This is a genomic window from Streptomyces sp. NPDC087215 (assembly GCF_044744885.1).
Classification (GTDB): domain Bacteria; phylum Actinomycetota; class Actinomycetes; order Streptomycetales; family Streptomycetaceae; genus Streptomyces.
In genome coordinates this window covers 99535-115228 of the sequence record NZ_JBIUZD010000013.1, presented here as the reverse complement: position 1 = coordinate 115228, position 15694 = coordinate 99535, and the positions used below count along the sequence as shown (strand labels likewise).

Annotated in this window: 15 protein-coding genes and 2 pseudogenes; 16 read left to right on the top strand and 1 reads right to left on the bottom strand. The window is 71.9% G+C overall.

Translation table 11 applies throughout. The features are described from left to right. The first annotated feature begins 20 nt into the window (after positions 1-20). The 11 genes and pseudogenes from lepB (ACIO92_RS27130) to ACIO92_RS27080 all read left to right on the top strand — a co-directional run bounded on the left by lepB (ACIO92_RS27130) (position 21) and on the right by ACIO92_RS27080 (position 9966). Complete coding sequence (gene lepB / locus ACIO92_RS27130; RefSeq protein WP_366443941.1) at positions 21-803, top strand: signal peptidase I; 783 nt, start codon at positions 21-23, stop codon at positions 801-803. Further along, positions 796-1815 (top strand): signal peptidase I, encoded by a 1020-nt coding sequence (gene lepB / locus ACIO92_RS27125; RefSeq protein ID WP_366443942.1) that lies wholly within the window; start codon positions 796-798, stop codon positions 1813-1815. The genes lepB (ACIO92_RS27130) and lepB (ACIO92_RS27125) overlap by 8 nt, the downstream gene beginning before the upstream one ends. Then, complete coding sequence (lepB, locus tag ACIO92_RS27120) at positions 1748-2689, top strand: signal peptidase I (RefSeq protein ID WP_366444022.1); 942 nt, start codon at positions 1748-1750, stop codon at positions 2687-2689. Before lepB (ACIO92_RS27125) ends, lepB (ACIO92_RS27120) begins: the two co-directional genes overlap by 68 nt. Positions 2690-2761: 72 nt before the next feature. Next, positions 2762-3532 carry a signal peptidase I gene (gene lepB / locus ACIO92_RS27115; RefSeq protein WP_402283502.1) on the top strand — a complete coding sequence of 257 codons (771 nt, stop codon included), beginning with the start codon at positions 2762-2764 and terminating at the stop codon, positions 3530-3532. Continuing rightward, positions 3529-4108: pseudogene (locus ACIO92_RS27110) on the top strand (NUDIX hydrolase). Before lepB (ACIO92_RS27115) ends, ACIO92_RS27110 begins: the two are co-directional and overlap by 4 nt. Before the next feature lie 55 nt (positions 4109-4163). Then, entirely contained in the window at positions 4164-4472 is a 309-nt protein-coding gene (locus tag ACIO92_RS27105; protein WP_005311352.1) for a DUF2469 domain-containing protein, read from the top strand. 369 nt (positions 4473-4841) lie between these two features. After that, a pseudogene (locus ACIO92_RS27100) lies at positions 4842-5201 on the top strand (YraN family protein); the annotation flags it as partial. A gap of 1 nt (position 5202) precedes the next feature. Then, positions 5203-6816 (top strand): YifB family Mg chelatase-like AAA ATPase, encoded by a 1614-nt coding sequence (locus tag ACIO92_RS27095; protein ID WP_366443945.1) that lies wholly within the window; start codon positions 5203-5205, stop codon positions 6814-6816. Next, positions 6813-8255, top strand: coding sequence for a DNA-processing protein DprA (gene dprA, locus ACIO92_RS27090; RefSeq protein ID WP_402283500.1), 1443 nt, complete (start codon positions 6813-6815; stop codon positions 8253-8255). Before ACIO92_RS27095 ends, dprA begins: the two co-directional genes overlap by 4 nt. Before the next feature lie 239 nt (positions 8256-8494). After that, positions 8495-9331 carry an RNA polymerase sigma factor WhiG gene (gene whiG, locus ACIO92_RS27085; RefSeq protein WP_351787185.1) on the top strand — a complete coding sequence of 279 codons (837 nt, stop codon included), beginning with the start codon at positions 8495-8497 and terminating at the stop codon, positions 9329-9331. Positions 9332-9384: 53 nt separating this feature from the next. Beyond that, positions 9385-9966 carry a helix-turn-helix domain-containing protein gene (locus ACIO92_RS27080; RefSeq protein ID WP_366444024.1) on the top strand — a complete coding sequence of 194 codons (582 nt, stop codon included), beginning with the start codon at positions 9385-9387 and terminating at the stop codon, positions 9964-9966. Positions 9967-10162: 196 nt separating this feature from the next. On the opposite strand, the gene ACIO92_RS27075 is transcribed toward ACIO92_RS27080, so the two are convergent. Beyond that, positions 10163-10762 (bottom strand): M23 family metallopeptidase, encoded by a 600-nt coding sequence (locus ACIO92_RS27075; RefSeq protein ID WP_366443946.1) that lies wholly within the window; start codon positions 10760-10762, stop codon positions 10163-10165. 255 nt (positions 10763-11017) lie between these two features. On the opposite strand from ACIO92_RS27075, the gene rpsB reads away from it, so the two are divergent. The 5 genes from rpsB (at position 11018) to ACIO92_RS27050 (ending at position 15597) form a co-directional block, all read left to right on the top strand. Continuing rightward, the gene (gene rpsB / locus ACIO92_RS27070) at positions 11018-11971 is read left to right on the top strand and encodes a 30S ribosomal protein S2 (RefSeq protein WP_366443947.1); all 954 of its coding nucleotides are present in this window, start codon (positions 11018-11020) and stop codon (positions 11969-11971) included. A 102-nt stretch (positions 11972-12073) separates the two neighbouring features. Then, positions 12074-12910, top strand: a complete 837-nt coding sequence (gene tsf, locus ACIO92_RS27065) for a translation elongation factor Ts (RefSeq protein WP_366443948.1) — start codon at positions 12074-12076, stop codon at positions 12908-12910. A gap of 163 nt (positions 12911-13073) precedes the next feature. Continuing rightward, positions 13074-13841 carry a UMP kinase gene (gene pyrH, locus ACIO92_RS27060; protein WP_366443949.1) on the top strand — a complete coding sequence of 256 codons (768 nt, stop codon included), beginning with the start codon at positions 13074-13076 and terminating at the stop codon, positions 13839-13841. Positions 13842-13936: 95 nt separating this feature from the next. Further along, positions 13937-14494 carry a ribosome recycling factor gene (gene frr / locus ACIO92_RS27055; protein ID WP_366443950.1) on the top strand — a complete coding sequence of 186 codons (558 nt, stop codon included), beginning with the start codon at positions 13937-13939 and terminating at the stop codon, positions 14492-14494. Continuing rightward, positions 14494-15597 (top strand): phosphatidate cytidylyltransferase, encoded by a 1104-nt coding sequence (locus ACIO92_RS27050; protein ID WP_402283498.1) that lies wholly within the window; start codon positions 14494-14496, stop codon positions 15595-15597. Before frr ends, ACIO92_RS27050 begins: the two co-directional genes overlap by 1 nt. Positions 15598-15694: the final 97 nt, after the last annotated feature.

Genomic DNA, 15694 nt, shown 5'->3' with positions numbered 1-15694 from the left:
CCGGATAGGCTCTGCCAGCGATGGACACCGAAGCACAGCCCACGGAGCGCGACCCCTCTTCCGGCACGGAGGACGGGTCGCGCTCCGCGCGCGTTTCCGAGGACCCCGGCCCCGGCCCCCGGTCCTCCTGGCGGCGCACCGCCTTCGTGGGAGGCGCCTGCGTCGTCTTCCTGCTGCTCCTCAGCCACTTCGTGCTCCAGCCCTTCCTGATCCCGAGCGGCTCCATGGAGCCGACGCTCCAGGTCGGCGACCGCATCCTGGTCAACAAGCTGGCGTACCGCTTCGGCGATGAGCCGCGCCGGGGGGACGCCGTCGTCTTCGACGGCACCGGCTCCTTCGTACGCGAACGGCCGCAGGGCGATCCGGTCACCGGTTTCCTGCGCGACGGCGCCGCGGCCCTGGGGCTCGCCGAGCCCGACGAGACCGACTTCGTGAAGCGGGTGATCGGCGTCGGCGGCGACCGGGTGGTCTGCTGCGACAAGGACGGCCGCCTCACCGTCAACGGCGTTCCCGTCCAGGAGCGGTACGTGATGCTCGGCGACGAGCCGTCCAGCGTGCCCTTCGACATCGTGGTCCCGCCCGACCGGCTCTGGGTCATGGGCGACCACCGCAGCCAGTCCAGCGACTCCCGCGACCACCTCGGCAGCCCCGGCGGAGGCATGGTCCCCGTCGACCGGGTCGTCGGCCGCGCCGACTGGATCGCCTGGCCCTTCGGCCGCTGGTCCGGCGTGGCGGGCAGCGGCGCCTTCGACGCCGTACCGGCCCCGCCCGGGGGCGGGCACGGGACAGGCGCCCATGGGTAGCCGGGGACGGCCACCGGGCGGTCGCGCCGCCGAACCGGACGGCGGCCAGGCGCTGCCCGGCCGGGCCGACCGGCGCAGGCTCGCCCGCAGGGTCAAGCGACGGCGGCAGCGCTCCGCGCTGCGGGAGATCCCCGTCCTGATCACCGTGGCGGTGCTGATCGCGCTGGTCCTCAAGACCTTCCTGGTCCAGGCGTTCGTCATCCCCTCCGGTTCCATGGAGCAGACGATCCGGATCTCCGACCGGGTCCTCGTCGACAAGCTCACCCCCTGGTTCGGCTCCCGCCCCCAGCGCGGCGACGTCGTCGTCTTCAAGGACCCCGGCGACTGGCTCCCGCCGGACACCGTCCCGCCCGCCGACGACCCCGTCGGCGTCAAGCAGGCCAAGCAGGCCCTCACCTTCATCGGGCTGCTGCCCTCGGCCGACGACCGCGACCTCATCAAACGGGTGATCGGCGTCGGCGGCGACCGGGTGGTCTGCTGCGACAAGGACGGCCGCCTCACCGTCAACGGCGTATCCCTGGACGAGCCGTACCTGCACCCGGGGAACCCGCCGTCCAGCATCCCGTTCGCGGTCGAGGTCCCCCCGGGCCGGATCTTCGTCCTCGGCGACCACCGCTCCGACTCGGCGGACTCCCGGTTCCACCTCGACGAGAAGGACCGCGGAACCGTCGCCGAGGAGCAGGTCGTGGGGCGTGCCGTGGTGATCGCCTGGCCCTTCGGGCACTGGCGGAGCCTGGAGGAACGGGACACCTTCGCCACCGTCCCGGACAACCGTACGAGTTCCGATTCCGCGAACGATCTGTCGCATAGTGTGTCTCAGCGGAATCTGAACGGATTCCCCGGGCTCCCGACCCCTGCGGAACTTCTGCTCGTTATGGGAGTGGTGGGCCTGTCCCTGTTCCGGGGCGGGCGTTCGCACGGACTGAGGAGTGGATGTGGGGGATTTGGCCGTCGGCGCACGATCCGGACACGATGGGCCCGACAAGGGGGCCGACGGGGCCTTCCGCGATGACACGACGGGTGACGACGTGACGGGTGACGAGCAGACGCAGCCGGGCGGCGGCACACCGGGCGGCGGCGCCCCCGGCGACGACGACACGGCGGGCGGGGCCGGCAGGGGCCCCAAGAAGCAGCGTTCCTTCTGGAAGGAACTGCCGCTCCTCGTCGGCATCGCCCTCGTGCTCGCCCTGCTGATCAAGACCTTCCTGGTCCAGGCGTTCTCGATCCCCTCGGAATCGATGATGAACACCCTCCAGAAGGGTGACCGGGTCCTCGTCGACAAGCTCACCCCCTGGTTCGGCTCCGAGCCCGAGCGCGGCGAGGTCGTCGTCTTCCACGACCCGGGCGGCTGGCTCGAAGGCCAGACGGCCCCCGAGCCCAACGTGGTCCAGAAGTTCCTCAGCTTCATCGGACTCATGCCGTCCGCCGAGGAGAAGGACCTCATCAAGCGCGTCATCGCCGTCGGCGGCGACACCGTCTCCTGCAAGGAGGGCGGCAAGGTCGTCCTCAACGGCGTCGCGCTCGACGAGACCTCCTACCTGTACCCCGGCTCGCTGCCCTGCCAGGACTCCTTCGGCCCGATCAAGGTCCCCGAGGGCCGCATCTGGGTCATGGGCGACAACCGGCAGAACTCCCTGGACTCCCGCTTCCACCAGCAGCTCCCCGGCGGCGGCACCGTCTCCAGCGACGAGGTCGTCGGCCGTGCCGTGGTCATCGCCTGGCCGGTGACCCGCTGGGCGACCCTGCCGGTCCCGGGCATCTTCGACAACCCGGAGCTCAACAAGGCCATGGCCGTCGCCCCGCTCGGCGCGGCGAGCGTCGCCGGAGCCCTGCCGCTGCTCCTCTGGCGCAGGAAGAAGCTCGCCGACCGGCGTACCGCCGAGTAGCGGCCCGCGGGTAGGGTGCCGTCCCGGACCGTCGACGGACCGGGACCCGTCACCGAACCCCGGGATGCGCGCATGAGCGGAAACGTACGGACGAAGGGCGGCCACGGCCGTTCCGGCAGCGTGCTGTCGGGACTGGCCGTGGCCGTCGGCTGTGTGCTCTTCCTCGGCGGATTCGTCTGGGGAGCCCTGGTCTACCAGCCGTACACCGTCCCCACCGACTCCATGACCCCCACCCTCGCCGTCGGCTCCCGTGTCCTCGCCGAACGCGTCGACGGCGCCGAGGTGCGCCGGGGGGACGTCGTCGTCTTCCACGACCCGCTCTGGGGCGACTCGCCCGTGGTCAAGCGGGTCGTCGCCGTCGGCGGGGACACCGTCGCCTGCTGCGACCGCGACGGCCGCCTCACCGTCGACGGCACACCCGTGCGGGAGCCCTATCTGAGCCCCGGCCCCGGCGGGCGGGTCGTCGCCTCCGGCACCGGGTTCTCCGTCACCGTCCCCGGGGAGGACCTCTTCCTGCTCGGCGACGACCGGTTCACCTCCCTGGACTCCCGGACCCACCTCCAGGAGACCGGGCGGGGCTCCGTGCCCCGTTCGGCCGTCGTCGCCCGTGTCGACGCCGTCGTCTGGCCCGCCGAGGGGCTCCTGGACCGGCCCACGGGCTTCACCGGACTGCCGGGCGGTGTCTCCGAACCCGGGCCCGTACGCCCGCTCCTCACCGCCGTCGTCGCCGGAGCCGTCCTCGTCCTCCTCGGGGCCGCGTACGGACCGGTCGCCCGGCTCTTCACGAAGCGGCCCCCGACGGGACCCCGGGCGGCCGGACGGCGCGAGAAGGTGGGGACATGACGGATACGGACGGCGGGGCCGCGGGGACCGCAGACCCGGTGGGGCCGGGCGGCGGCGGAGCGACGACGGAGTCCGAGGGCGGGGCGGGGGCCCGGCGCAGGGTCGCGCGGGTGATCCTCCTCGACCCCGACGACCGCGTCCTCCTGATGCACGGACGGGAGCCCGACGACCCCGGAGACACCTGGTGGTTCACCCCCGGCCGGCGGTCTCGAAGGCGCGGAGAGCCACGAGGAGGCCGCCCGGCGTGAACTCGCCGAGGAGACCGGCATCACCGATGTGGACCTCGGCCCGGTGCTCTGGAAGCGGTACTGCGCCTTCCCCTTCGACGGGCGGCGCTGGGAGCAGGACGAGTGGTACTACCTGGCCCGCACCCGGGGACCCGAGGCCGAGCCCCGGCCCAAGGCCCTCACCGAGCTGGAGACGCGCAGCGTCACGGGCCTCAGATGGTGGACCTCCGCCGAACTGTCCGCGGCCCATGAGACGGTGTACCCGACCAGACTCGCCGAGCTGCTCCGCACGCTGCTCGACGAGGGACCTCCGAGTGCACCGGTGGTCCTCGCCCCGGAAATCGTCTAGGGGCGCGGACGGTTGGCGCACAATGGGGGGACGCACGGCTGAAGGGGAACATGCCATGAGCGCCGAGGACCTCGAGAAGTACGAGACCGAGATGGAGCTGAAGCTCTACCGGGAGTACCGCGACGTCGTCGGGCTGTTCAAATACGTGATCGAGACCGAGCGGCGCTTCTATCTCACCAACGACTACGAGATGCAGGTCCACTCGGTCCAGGGCGAGGTCTTCTTCGAAGTCAGCATGGCCGACGCCTGGGTCTGGGACATGTACAGGCCGGCCAGGTTCGTCAAGCAGGTCCGTGTCCTCACCTTCAAGGACGTGAACATCGAGGAGCTCAACAAGAGCGACCTCGAACTGCCCGGCAGCTGACCCCGCCTCACCCGCCCGGGTGAGCGGGTTTTCCACAGGTCTCCGGCCGTCCACAGCGCCGCACACGATCCGCCCACCTCCGTCACAGTCGGTGACGGAGGTGGTCACATGAACACGACCCACGAGACCAGCCGTACGGACCGCACGGGCCCCACGGATCGCACCGGCCCCACCGATCGCACCGGATCTTCGGATCGCACCGGACCCGAGGACCAGGCGTCCGGCGGAGACCCGAGGTGCCGCACGGGGCGGGTGTCCTCGGCGGACGGTACGTGCCCGGCGCGGCGTACGTGCCCCGAGCACGGGACACGGCGTACGGCCACGACGAGCGGCACGGCCCGGCCGCCGGGCGGAACGGGCAGGTCACGCGAGACCCGGGCCCTCGGGCGGTACGGCGAGGAACTGGCCGCCCGACGGCTCACCGCCACCGGACTGCGCATCCTCGCCCGCAACTGGCGCTGCGGCCGCACCGGCGAGATCGACATCGTCGCCCGCGATCACGACACCCTCGTGATCTGCGAGGTCAAGACCCGACGCCACGGCGCCTACGAGCACCCGATGGCCGCCGTCACACCCCACAAGGCCGCGCGCCTGCGCCGCCTCGCCGACTGCTGGCTCGACCGCACGGACACCCCCGCGCCCGACGGCGGCGTCCGGATCGACCTCGTCGGCATCGTCCTTCCCCGGCGGGGCGCCCCCGTCCTCACCCACGCCCGGGGGGTGGCCTGAGATGGGCTTCGCCCGCACCTGCTCCGTGGCCCTCGTCGGCGTCGAAGGCGTCGTCGTCGAGGTACAGGCCGACCTCGAACCGGGCGTCGCCGCCTTCACCCTGGTCGGTCTCCCGGACAAGAGCCTCACCGAGAGCCGTGACCGCGTCCGCGCCGCCGTCGTCAACTCCGGCGCCGAGTGGCCCCAGAAGAAACTGACCGTCGGCCTCAGCCCGGCGTCCGTCCCCAAAAGCGGCTCCGGATTCGATCTGGCCGTCGCCGCCGCGGTGCTCGCCGCAGCCGAACGGATCGACCCCCGCACCATCGCCGACCTCGTCCTCATCGGTGAGCTGGGGCTCGACGGACGCGTCCGGCCAGTCCGCGGCACCCTGCCCGCCGTCCTCGCCGCGGCCGACGCCGGATACCAGCAGGTCGTCGTCCCCGAACAGACCGCGGGGGAGGCCTCCCTCGTCCCCGGGGTCTCCGTCCTCGGCATCCGCAGCCTCCGCCAGCTCATCGCCGTCCTCACCGACGAACCCGTCCCCGAGGAGGAACCCACCGAGGAGGGCCGCCCGGACTCCATGCTCGCCGGGCTCCTCGTCCCCGGCGCGGGCCTCGGCACCGGACTCACCGCCGACCCCGCCGAAGGCCCCGACCTGGCCGACGTCGCCGGACAGCACCGGGCCCGCCGCGCCCTCGAAGTCGCCGCGGCGGGCAGCCACCACCTGCTCCTCTCCGGCCCGCCCGGCGCGGGGAAGACCATGCTGGCCGAGCGGCTCCCCGGCATCCTCCCGCCCCTCACCCGACAGGAAGCCCTCGAAGTCACCGCCGTCCACTCCGTCGCGGGCCTCCTCCCGCCGGGCCAGCCCCTCGTCCGCCGCGCCCCCTACTGCGCACCCCACCACTCCGCCACCATGCAGTCCCTCGTCGGTGGCGGGAACGGCCTCCCACGACCCGGCGCCGTCTCCCTCGCCCACCGGGGCATCCTCTTTCTCGACGAAGCTCCCGAATTCTCGGGAAAGGCGCTCGACGCCCTGCGCCAGCCCCTGGAGTCCGGACACGTCGTCATCGCCCGCGCCGCCGGAGTCGTCCGGCTCCCCGCCCGCTTCCTCCTCGCCCTGGCGGCCAACCCCTGCCCCTGCGGGCGTCACACCCGGCACGGCTCCGGCTGCGAATGCACCGCCGCGGTCGTCCGCCGCTACCAGGCCCGTCTCTCCGGACCCCTCCTCGACCGCGTCGACCTCCGGATCGAGGCCGAACCCGTCACCCGCGCCGACCTCCTCGGCAGGGGAGGCCGGGGCGAGAGCACCGCCGCCGTCGCCGAACGCGTCCGCGAGGCCCGCGCCCGCGCCGCCGCCCGACTCTCCGACACCCCCTGGCGGGTCAACAGCGAGATCCCCGGCCACGAACTGCGCACCCGGTATCCGGCGGCCCCCGGGGCCCTCGCCGAGGCGGAGCGCGACATGGAGCGCGGGCTGCTCACCGCCCGGGGGCTCGACCGGGTCCTCCGGGTCGCCTGGACCCTCGCGGACCTCGTGGGCCACGACCGGCCCGACCACCAGGACGTCGCCCTCGCCCTCGAACTGCGCACCGGCGTCCCCCGGGGCGTTCCCGTCACGACGGGGGAGCGCTCATGACCCTCCGGCCCTCCGCCGACGAGCGGCTCGCCCGCGCCGCCCTCAGCCGGGCCGTCGAACCCGGCGACGAACACGCGGGACGATGGCTCCGCCGGTACGGAGCCATCGGCTTCCTCGCCCACCTCCTCGGGACACCGGCCCGACCCGGCGCCGCGGAAGACCGGGAACCCCACCCCGCTCGGTACCTCACGGACGGCCCAGGCACCCCGGGTGCCTCAGACACCGCGGACGCCCGGGGCATCCCGGGCACCGCGGATGCCCCGGGCAGCTCGGGCGCCCCAGGCACCCCGGACAGCTCCGGCACCCCGGACAGCTCCGGCACCCCGGACGCCGCAGGTTTCGCCGGTACCACCGGGGCCCCGTCCCTCACGCGCACCTCCCGGGCGTCCGCCGTGACCGGCGCGTTCCCGGGGCCGGGCGACGACTCCTTTCCCGGGACCGGGGCGAAACGCGTCGCCTCTTGGCGTATGCGCGCCAATTCCGCCGACCCCGTCCGTGACCTCGACACCGTGCACCGGCTCGGTGGCCGGTTCGTCGTCCCCGGGGACATCGAATGGCCGCGTCAACTCGACGACCTCGGAGACACCCGCCCCCTCGGCCTCTGGGTCAGGGGCCCCGCCGACCTGCGGACCTGGGCCCTCCGGTCGGTCGCCCTCGTCGGCGCCCGCGCCTGCACCCCGTACGGCGCCCACACCGCCACAGAGCTCGCCACGGGCCTCGCCCGCCAGGGCTGGGTCGTCGTCTCCGGAGCGGCCTACGGCATCGACGGCGCCGCCCACCGGGGGGCGCTCGCCGCGGGCGGTGCCACCGTCGCCGTCCTCGCCTGCGGAGTCGACACCCCCTACCCCCGGGGCCATCAGCAGCTCATCGACCGCATCGCCGAACAGGGCCTGGTCGTAGGGGAGTTGCCGCCGGGGAGTCATCCCACGCCGAGCCGATTCATCCTCCGGAACCGGCTCATCGCCGCCCTCACCCGGGGAACCGTCGTCATCGAGGCACGGCACCGCAGCGGCTCCCTCGTCACCGCCCGTGTCGCCGCGCGCCTGGGCCGCCACACCATGGGTGTCCCCGGCCCCGTCACCAGTGCGCTCTCCGCCGGAGTGCACGAACTCCTGCGGGGCGAGGCCACTCTCGTCAGCGACGCCGACGAGGTCGTCGAACTCGTGGGGGCCATGGGGCAGCTCACCCCGACGCGCCGGGGACCGGTCCTTCCCCGCGATCTCCTCGCCCCCGCCGCCCGGCAGGTCCTCGAAGCGGTCCCCGCCGGTGGACCCACCCCCACGACCGACATCGCCCGGCGGGCCGGGACCGCCCCCGACGACACCCTCGCCAGGCTCTACGAACTCCACTCCCTGGGCTTCGTCCAACGGCACGGGGAGGGCTGGCGGTTGGCGAACACCGCCACCCCGGCGTCGAACGCGCGGCGAGGCGGTACTTGACCCGCAGCATTCGGGTGAAAGGGTGATGCAGATGAACAAGCGAGTTCTCTCGGCGGCGCCCGGAGGGCCGACGCGCGCCACGGCCCGGGTTCGAAGGCATGAACGACGGTGGTCCCCCGGCGCGGCGCGATCCGCCGATGTTCGCTCACCGCTACGCCCCACTCACGCTACGCTCACCAGGATTCCCCCCAGGACACCCACATCTGCACATCCGACAGCAGAACGGCTCAAGGCAACACATGCCCCAGCACACCTCCGGGTCTGACCGTGCTGCGGTGCCCCCAGCGGCCCGGGGCACCGTGCGGCCACCCGCACCGACCTCCCTCGACGAGCTCTGGCGGTCGTACAAGGACACGGGAGACGAGCGCCTGCGGGAGCAGCTGATCCTGCACTACTCGCCGCTCGTCAAATATGTCGCCGGACGCGTCAGCGTCGGCCTCCCGTCCAATGTGGAACAGGCCGACTTCGTCTCCTCCGGGGTCTTCGGCCTCATCGACGCCATCGAGAAGTTCGACGTCGAGCGTGCCATCAAGTTCGAGACCTACGCGATCACCCGGATCCGCGGCGCCATGATCGACGAACTGCGCGCCCTCGACTGGATCCCCCGCTCGGTGCGCCAGAAGGCGCGCAATGTCGAGCGCGCCTACGCCACCCTCGAAGCCCAGCTCAGGCGCACCCCCTCGGAGAGCGAGGTGGCCGCAGAGATGGACATCACGCTGGAGGAACTGCACGCGGTTTTCAGCCAGTTGTCCCTGGCGAACGTCGTGGCGCTGGAAGAACTGCTGCACGTCGGCGGCGAGGGCGGCGACCGGCTCTCCCTGATGGACACCCTGGAGGACACGGCCGCCGACAACCCGGTCGAGGTCGCCGAGGGCCGCGAGCTGCGCCGGCTGCTCGCACGCGCCATCAACACGCTCCCCGAGCGGGAGAAGACCGTCGTCACGCTCTACTACTACGAGGGGCTGACCCTGGCCGAGATCGGCCATGTCCTCGGCGTCACCGAGAGCCGTGTCAGCCAGATCCACACCAAGTCCGTCCTCCAGCTCCGGGCCAAGCTGGCCGACGTCGGACGCTGACCGCCGCCGGCCGGTCGTACAGTGGACCCGTGCCCAGGATTCGAGCGGCCTCGGTGGCCGAGCACCGGACGATGCAGCGCGGCGCCCTCCTGGACGCCGCGCGATCCCTGCTGTCCGAGGGCGGGACGGAGGCGCTGACCTTCCCCGCCCTCGCCGAGCGGACGGGCCTGGCCCGTTCCTCGGTGTACGAGTACTTCCGGTCGCGCGCGGCCGTGGTCGAGGAACTGTGCGCCGTCGACTTCCCGGTCTGGGCCGCCGAGGTCGAGCTGGCCATGGACGGTGCCGGGACCCCGCAGGGCAAGGTCGAGGCGTACGTCCGCACCCAGCTGGAACTGGTCGGTGACCGGCGTCACCGCGCGGTCGTCGCCATCTCGGCCAGTGAGCTGGACGACGGCGCCCGCGAGAAGATCCGGGCCTCCCACGGCGGCCTCGTCGCGATGATCGTCGAGGCCCTCGCCGAGCTGGGCCAGCGACAGCCCCGCCTCGGCGCCATGCTCCTCCAGGGCGTCGTCGACGCGGCCGTCCGCCGCATCGAACTCGGCGTGGCCGAGGACCCGACGGAGATCGCCGAGGCGGCGGTCGCCATGGCCCTGCACGGGGTCAACGGGGTCCCCGACGGCGCTTCCGCCGCCTGAGCCGCCCGACACCGGACCTCCTCTCCCCCGGGGGGAGGACCCGCCACCTCGTCCCGGCCCGGTCCGGGGCGACATCGGGCTCTGCCCCCCCCGCTGGGAGTCCCCGGAGCGCCCCGAAGCCTCCACCGGACTCCGCCTCCGGGAGCCCCGGACCGTCGGCCCCGGAGCGCCCCCCGAGAGCGCCCCCGGATCGGCCTCAGTAGGCGTACGGCGGCAGGGGCGGGAGCGGCAGCAGACGGGACGGTTCCCGTTCCATGAGGACGAGCGGGTCCAGATAGCGTTCGCCCCTCAGCAGGCCCCAGTGGAGACAGTCCCGCGCGCAATGGGTGCCGGGGGCCACCCGGGCGACCGGAGTGCCGGGAGCGACCCGGTCACCCACCGCCACCAGCGGAGCCACCGGTGAGAACGTGGTGCGCAGCGGGGGAGACCCCGTCCCCGGCAGCGTCAGGGTGAGAACGCCCCGGCCGCCCACCGGACCCGCGAAGGCGACCGTGCCCGCGACCGGTGCCAGCACCGGGGTGCCCGCCACGGCGGCGAGATCCACCCCTCGGTGGCCGGGGGCGTAGGGGCCGGGCGGCGGCTCCCAGCCACGCAGGACCGGCGGAGGCGGAGGCCCCACCGGCCACACGGAGCCGGGCCAGGGGGAGCCGGACACCGGAAGGCCGAAGCCGGACACCGGAGAGCCGAAGACCGACGCCGGAGAGCCGGAGTGGGGCCCCATCGGGCCGGGGCCGGGGCCCAGGAGCCCGGAGGGCAGGGTCAGGGCGAGGGTCAGGACCGTGGTGGTGAAAGACATGGGGCCAGACTCCCGCCCCGGCCCGGCCTCCGCCGGGCCCGAGCGGTTCCTGTGGACCGCCCACCCGTTGTGGACAGCGCCGTCACCCGCTGCTCCACCGGTCCCGTACACTTCCTATGGCGACCCGGGTCACCGGGTCGACTTCGCACGCCCCGCCACTGCCCTCACCGGCCGTGGCAGCGCCTTTCGGTCCCTCGTGGGCATGGCGCGCCGGGGCGTCAGGACAAAACAACCGAGAAAACCAAGGAGATGGCCATGGCCGTCGTCACGATGCGGGAGCTGCTGGAGAGCGGCGTCCACTTCGGTCACCAGACCCGTCGCTGGAACCCGAAGATGAAGCGCTTCATCTTCACCGAGCGCAACGGCATCTACATCATCGACCTGCTCCAGTCGCTGTCGTACATCGACCGCGCCTTCGAGTTCGTCAAGCAGACCGTCGCGCACGGTGGCTCGATCATGTTCGTCGGTACGAAGAAGCAGGCGCAGGAGGCCATCGCCGAGCAGGCGTCGCGCGTCGGTATGCCGTACGTCAACCAGCGTTGGCTCGGTGGCATGCTCACCAACTTCTCGACCGTCTACAAGCGTCTGCAGCGCCTCAAGGAGCTCGAGCAGATCGACTTCGAGGACGTGGCCGCCTCCGGCCTCACCAAGAAGGAGCTCCTGGTCCTCTCCCGCGAGAAGACCAAGCTGGAGAAGACCCTCGGTGGCATCCGCGAGATGCAGAAGGTCCCGAGCGCCGTCTGGATCGTCGACACCAAGAAGGAGCACATCGCCGTCGGTGAGGCGCGCAAGCTCCACATCCCGGTCGTCGCGATCCTCGACACCAACTGCGACCCCGACGAGGTCGACTACAAGATCCCGGGCAACGACGACGCGATCCGCTCCGTCACCCTGCTCACCCGCGTGATCGCCGACGCCGTCGCCGAGGGCCTCATCGCCCGCTCCGGTGCCGCGACCGGTGACTCGAAGCCGGGCGAGAAGGCCGCGGGCGAGCCGCTCGCCGAGTGGGAGCGCGACCTGCTCGAGGGCGACAAGAAGGCCGACGAGACCGTCGAGGCCGCTGAGGTCCAGACCTCCGCCGAGACCGAGAAGGTCGCGGACGCCGAGGCCACCGAGGCTCCGGCCGCCGTCGAGGCCGTCGAGGCCCCGGCCGCCGACGCCGAGGCCCCGGCCGCCGAGGCTCCGGCCGCGGACGCCGAGCAGGCCTGACCCTTCAGGACCTTCGGGTGTTGACGGCGGGGGCCCACGAAGCCCCCGCCGTTCACCCGTGGACCCGCCCGATCTTTCAGACTTCGAGAGAGAAACAGACTCATGGCGAACTACACCGCCGCTGACGTCAAGAAGCTCCGCGAGCTCACCGGCGCCGGCATGATGGACTGCAAGAAGGCCCTGGACGAGGCCGACGGCAGCGTCGACAAGGCCGTCGAGGCACTGCGCATCAAGGGTCAGAAGGGCGTCGCCAAGCGCGAGGGCCGCTCTGCCGAGAACGGCGCCGTGGTCTCCCTCATCGCCGAAGACAACACCTCCGGTGTCCTCGTCGAGCTGAAGTGCGAGACGGACTTCGTCGCCAAGGGTGACAAGTTCCAGGCCGTCGCCGCCGAGCTCGCCAAGCACGTCGCCGCCACCGCCCCGGCCGACCTGGAGACGCTGCTCGCCTCCGAGATCGAGGCCGGCAAGACCGTGCAGGCGTACGTCGACGAGGCCAACGCCAACCTCGGCGAGAAGATCGTCCTCGACCGCTTCGCGCAGTACGCCGACGGCTTCGTCTACGCGTACATGCACCGCACGATGCCCGACCTGCCGCCGCAGATCGGTGTCCTCGTCGAGTTCGACAAGGCCGACGCCGACGTCGCCAAGGGCGTCGCCCAGCACATCGCCGCCTTCGCGCCGAAGTACCTCACCCGTGAGGACGTCCCGGCCGAGATCGTCGAGACCGAGCGTCGCGTCGCCGAGGAGACCACCCGCGCCGAGGGCAAGCCCGAGGCCGCGCTCCCGAAGATCGTCGAGGGTCGCGTCAACGGCTTCTTCAAGGACGCCACCCTGCTCGGCCAGGCGTACGCCCTGGACAGCAAGAAGTCGGTCCAGCAGATCCTGGACGAGGCCGGTGTCACCCTGAAGCGCTTCACCCGCATCAAGGTCGGCATCTGAGTCCGTCCGCGAACGCGACGGACACCGGACCCCGATAGGGTCTGAAGCAGTCGTCCGCGCCCGCGCAGGACGACCGCAGATCTGACGAGGAGGCCATTGCCGCACGGGATACCGCGAGGACCCAAGGCAATGGCCTCCTTCGTATGTGCACGAGGAGATCTCCATGAACCAGGGCGCCGTACAGGGCGACAACAGCGGCAACGGTGACAAGACCGGCCGCTTCATGCTGAAGCTGTCAGGAGAGGCATTCTCCGGCGGCACCGGCCTCGGCGTCGACCCCGACGTCGTGCACGCCGTCGCGCGTGAGATCGCGGCCGTCGTCCGCGACGGCGCGGAGATCGCGGTGGTCATCGGCGGCGGCAACTTCTTCCGGGGCGCCGAGCTCCAGCAGCGCGGCATGGACCGGGCCCGCTCCGACTACATGGGAATGCTCGGCACCGTGATGAACTGCCTCGCCCTCCAGGACTTCCTGGAGAAGGAAGGCATCGACTCCCGCGTCCAGACCGCCATCACCATGGGGCAGGTCGCCGAGCCGTACATTCCGCTGCGCGCCGTGCGCCACCTGGAGAAGGGGCGCGTCGTGATCTTCGGCGCGGGCATGGGAATGCCGTACTTCTCCACCGACACGACCGCCGCCCAGCGTGCCCTGGAGATCGACGCCGAGGCCCTGCTGATGGGCAAGAACGGCGTGGACGGCGTCTACGACTCCGACCCCAAGACCAACCCCGACGCGGTCAAGTTCGACGCGCTCGAGTACGGCGAGGTGATCTCCCGCAACCTCAAGATCGCCGATGCCACCGCCATCACGCTGTGCCGGGACAACAACCTCCCGATCCTCGTCTTCGAACTCCTCACCACGGGCAATATCGCTCGCGCGGTGAAGGGTGAGAAGATCGGCACACTCGTGAGCGACCAGGGCACCCGGGCCTGACCCGAACCGGGGAAACCCCCCCGCAAGGGGATGGACAGAGCCCTGCCGGTCGTACACCGTGCAGGACCCAACGCGACGACACGCAGGAGCAAGTGGTGATCGAAGAGACCCTCCTCGAGGCCGAGGAGAAGATGGAGAAGGCCGTCGTGGTCGCCAAGGAGGACTTCGCCGCGATCCGCACCGGCCGTGCGCACCCGGCGATGTTCAACAAGATCGTGGCGGACTACTACGGCGCCATCACCCCCATCAACCAGCTGGCTTCCTTCTCCGTCCCGGAGCCCCGGATGGCCGTGGTGACCCCGTTCGACAAGAGCGCGCTGCGCAACATCGAGCAGGCCATCCGCGACTCGGACCTCGGGGTCAACCCGAGCAACGACGGCAACATCATCCGGGTGGTGTTCCCCGAGCTGACGGAGGAGCGCCGCCGGGAGTACATCAAGGTCGCCAAGGGCAAGGCCGAGGACTCGAAGATCTCGATCCGCGCGGTCCGCCGCAAGGCCAAGGAGACCATCGACAAGCTCGTCAAGGACGGCGAGGTCGGCGAGGACGAGGGCCGCCGCGCCGAGAAGGAGCTCGACGACACCACCGCGAAGTACGGCGCGCAGGTGGACGAGCTGCTCAAGCACAAGGAAGCCGAGCTGCTCGAGGTCTGATGAACGACTCTTCCTGGGGGGCCCCGGCCGGTTCCGGCCGTGGGGGACCCGACCAGGGGCCCGTCCCGGCGGGTCCCGCACACGATCGGCACGGGGCACCGCAGACTCGCCCCATGCCCATCGTGCCCGACGTTCCCGCCGGCGGATTCCAGGACGATCACGGCCGGGGGGCCGCTCACCCGAGCGGTCCCCTGTTCCGTGACGAGACGCCGCACGAGCACCCGCAGGAGCCCATGCCCAGCCCCACTCCGCCTCCGCCGTCCGGGCCGCCCGCGGAGCCCCGGCAGAAGAAGAACGCGGGGCGCGATCTGGGCGCGGCCATAGGGGTCGGGGTCGGACTCGGCGTCGTCATCATCGCGTCGCTGTTCTGGAAGCCGGCGTTCGTCGGCGTGCTCGTGGTCGCCGTGGTCGTGGGCCTGTGGGAGCTGACCTCCCGCCTCCAGGAGCGCAAGGCGATCAAGGCTCCGCTGGTGCCGCTCGCGGTGGGCGGCGCGGCGATGGTCGTCGCCGGTTACCTCCGGGGTGCCGAGGGCGCCTGGGTGGTGATGGCCCTGACGGCGCTCGCGGTGCTCGTATGGCGGATGACGGAGCCCCCCGAGGGGTATCTGAGGGACGTCACGGCGGGTGTGTTCGCCGCGTTCTACGTGCCGTTCCTGGCGACCTTCGTGGCGCTGCTGCTGTCCGCCGACGACGGTCCGCAGCGGGTGCTCACGTTCCTGCTCCTGACCGTGGTCAGCGACACGGGGGCGTACGCGATCGGCTGGCGGTTCGGCAAGCACAAGCTGGCCCCGAGGATCAGCCCCGGAAAGACCCGTGAGGGTCTGGTCGGCGCGGTGGTGTTCGCGATGGCGGCGGGCGCGCTGTGTATGCGGTTCCTGATCGACGACGGCGTCTGGTGGCAGGGTCTGGTCCTCGGCCTCGCGGTGGCGGCGAGCGCGACGCTCGGCGACCTCGGCGAGTCGATGATCAAGCGGGACCTGGGCATCAAGGACATGGGCACGCTGCTGCCCGGTCACGGCGGCATCATGGACCGGCTGGACTCGCTGCTGCCCACGGCGCCGGTGGTCTGGCTGCTGCTCGCGCTCTTCGTCGGAACGGGTTGACGGACAGCGGGTACTCTGGAAGGGCTCGTGGCGCACCGCGTCGCGGGCCCTTCGTACGCCCCGCTGCCGCGGGGGTGATCCTGAGGTCCCGGCTCCG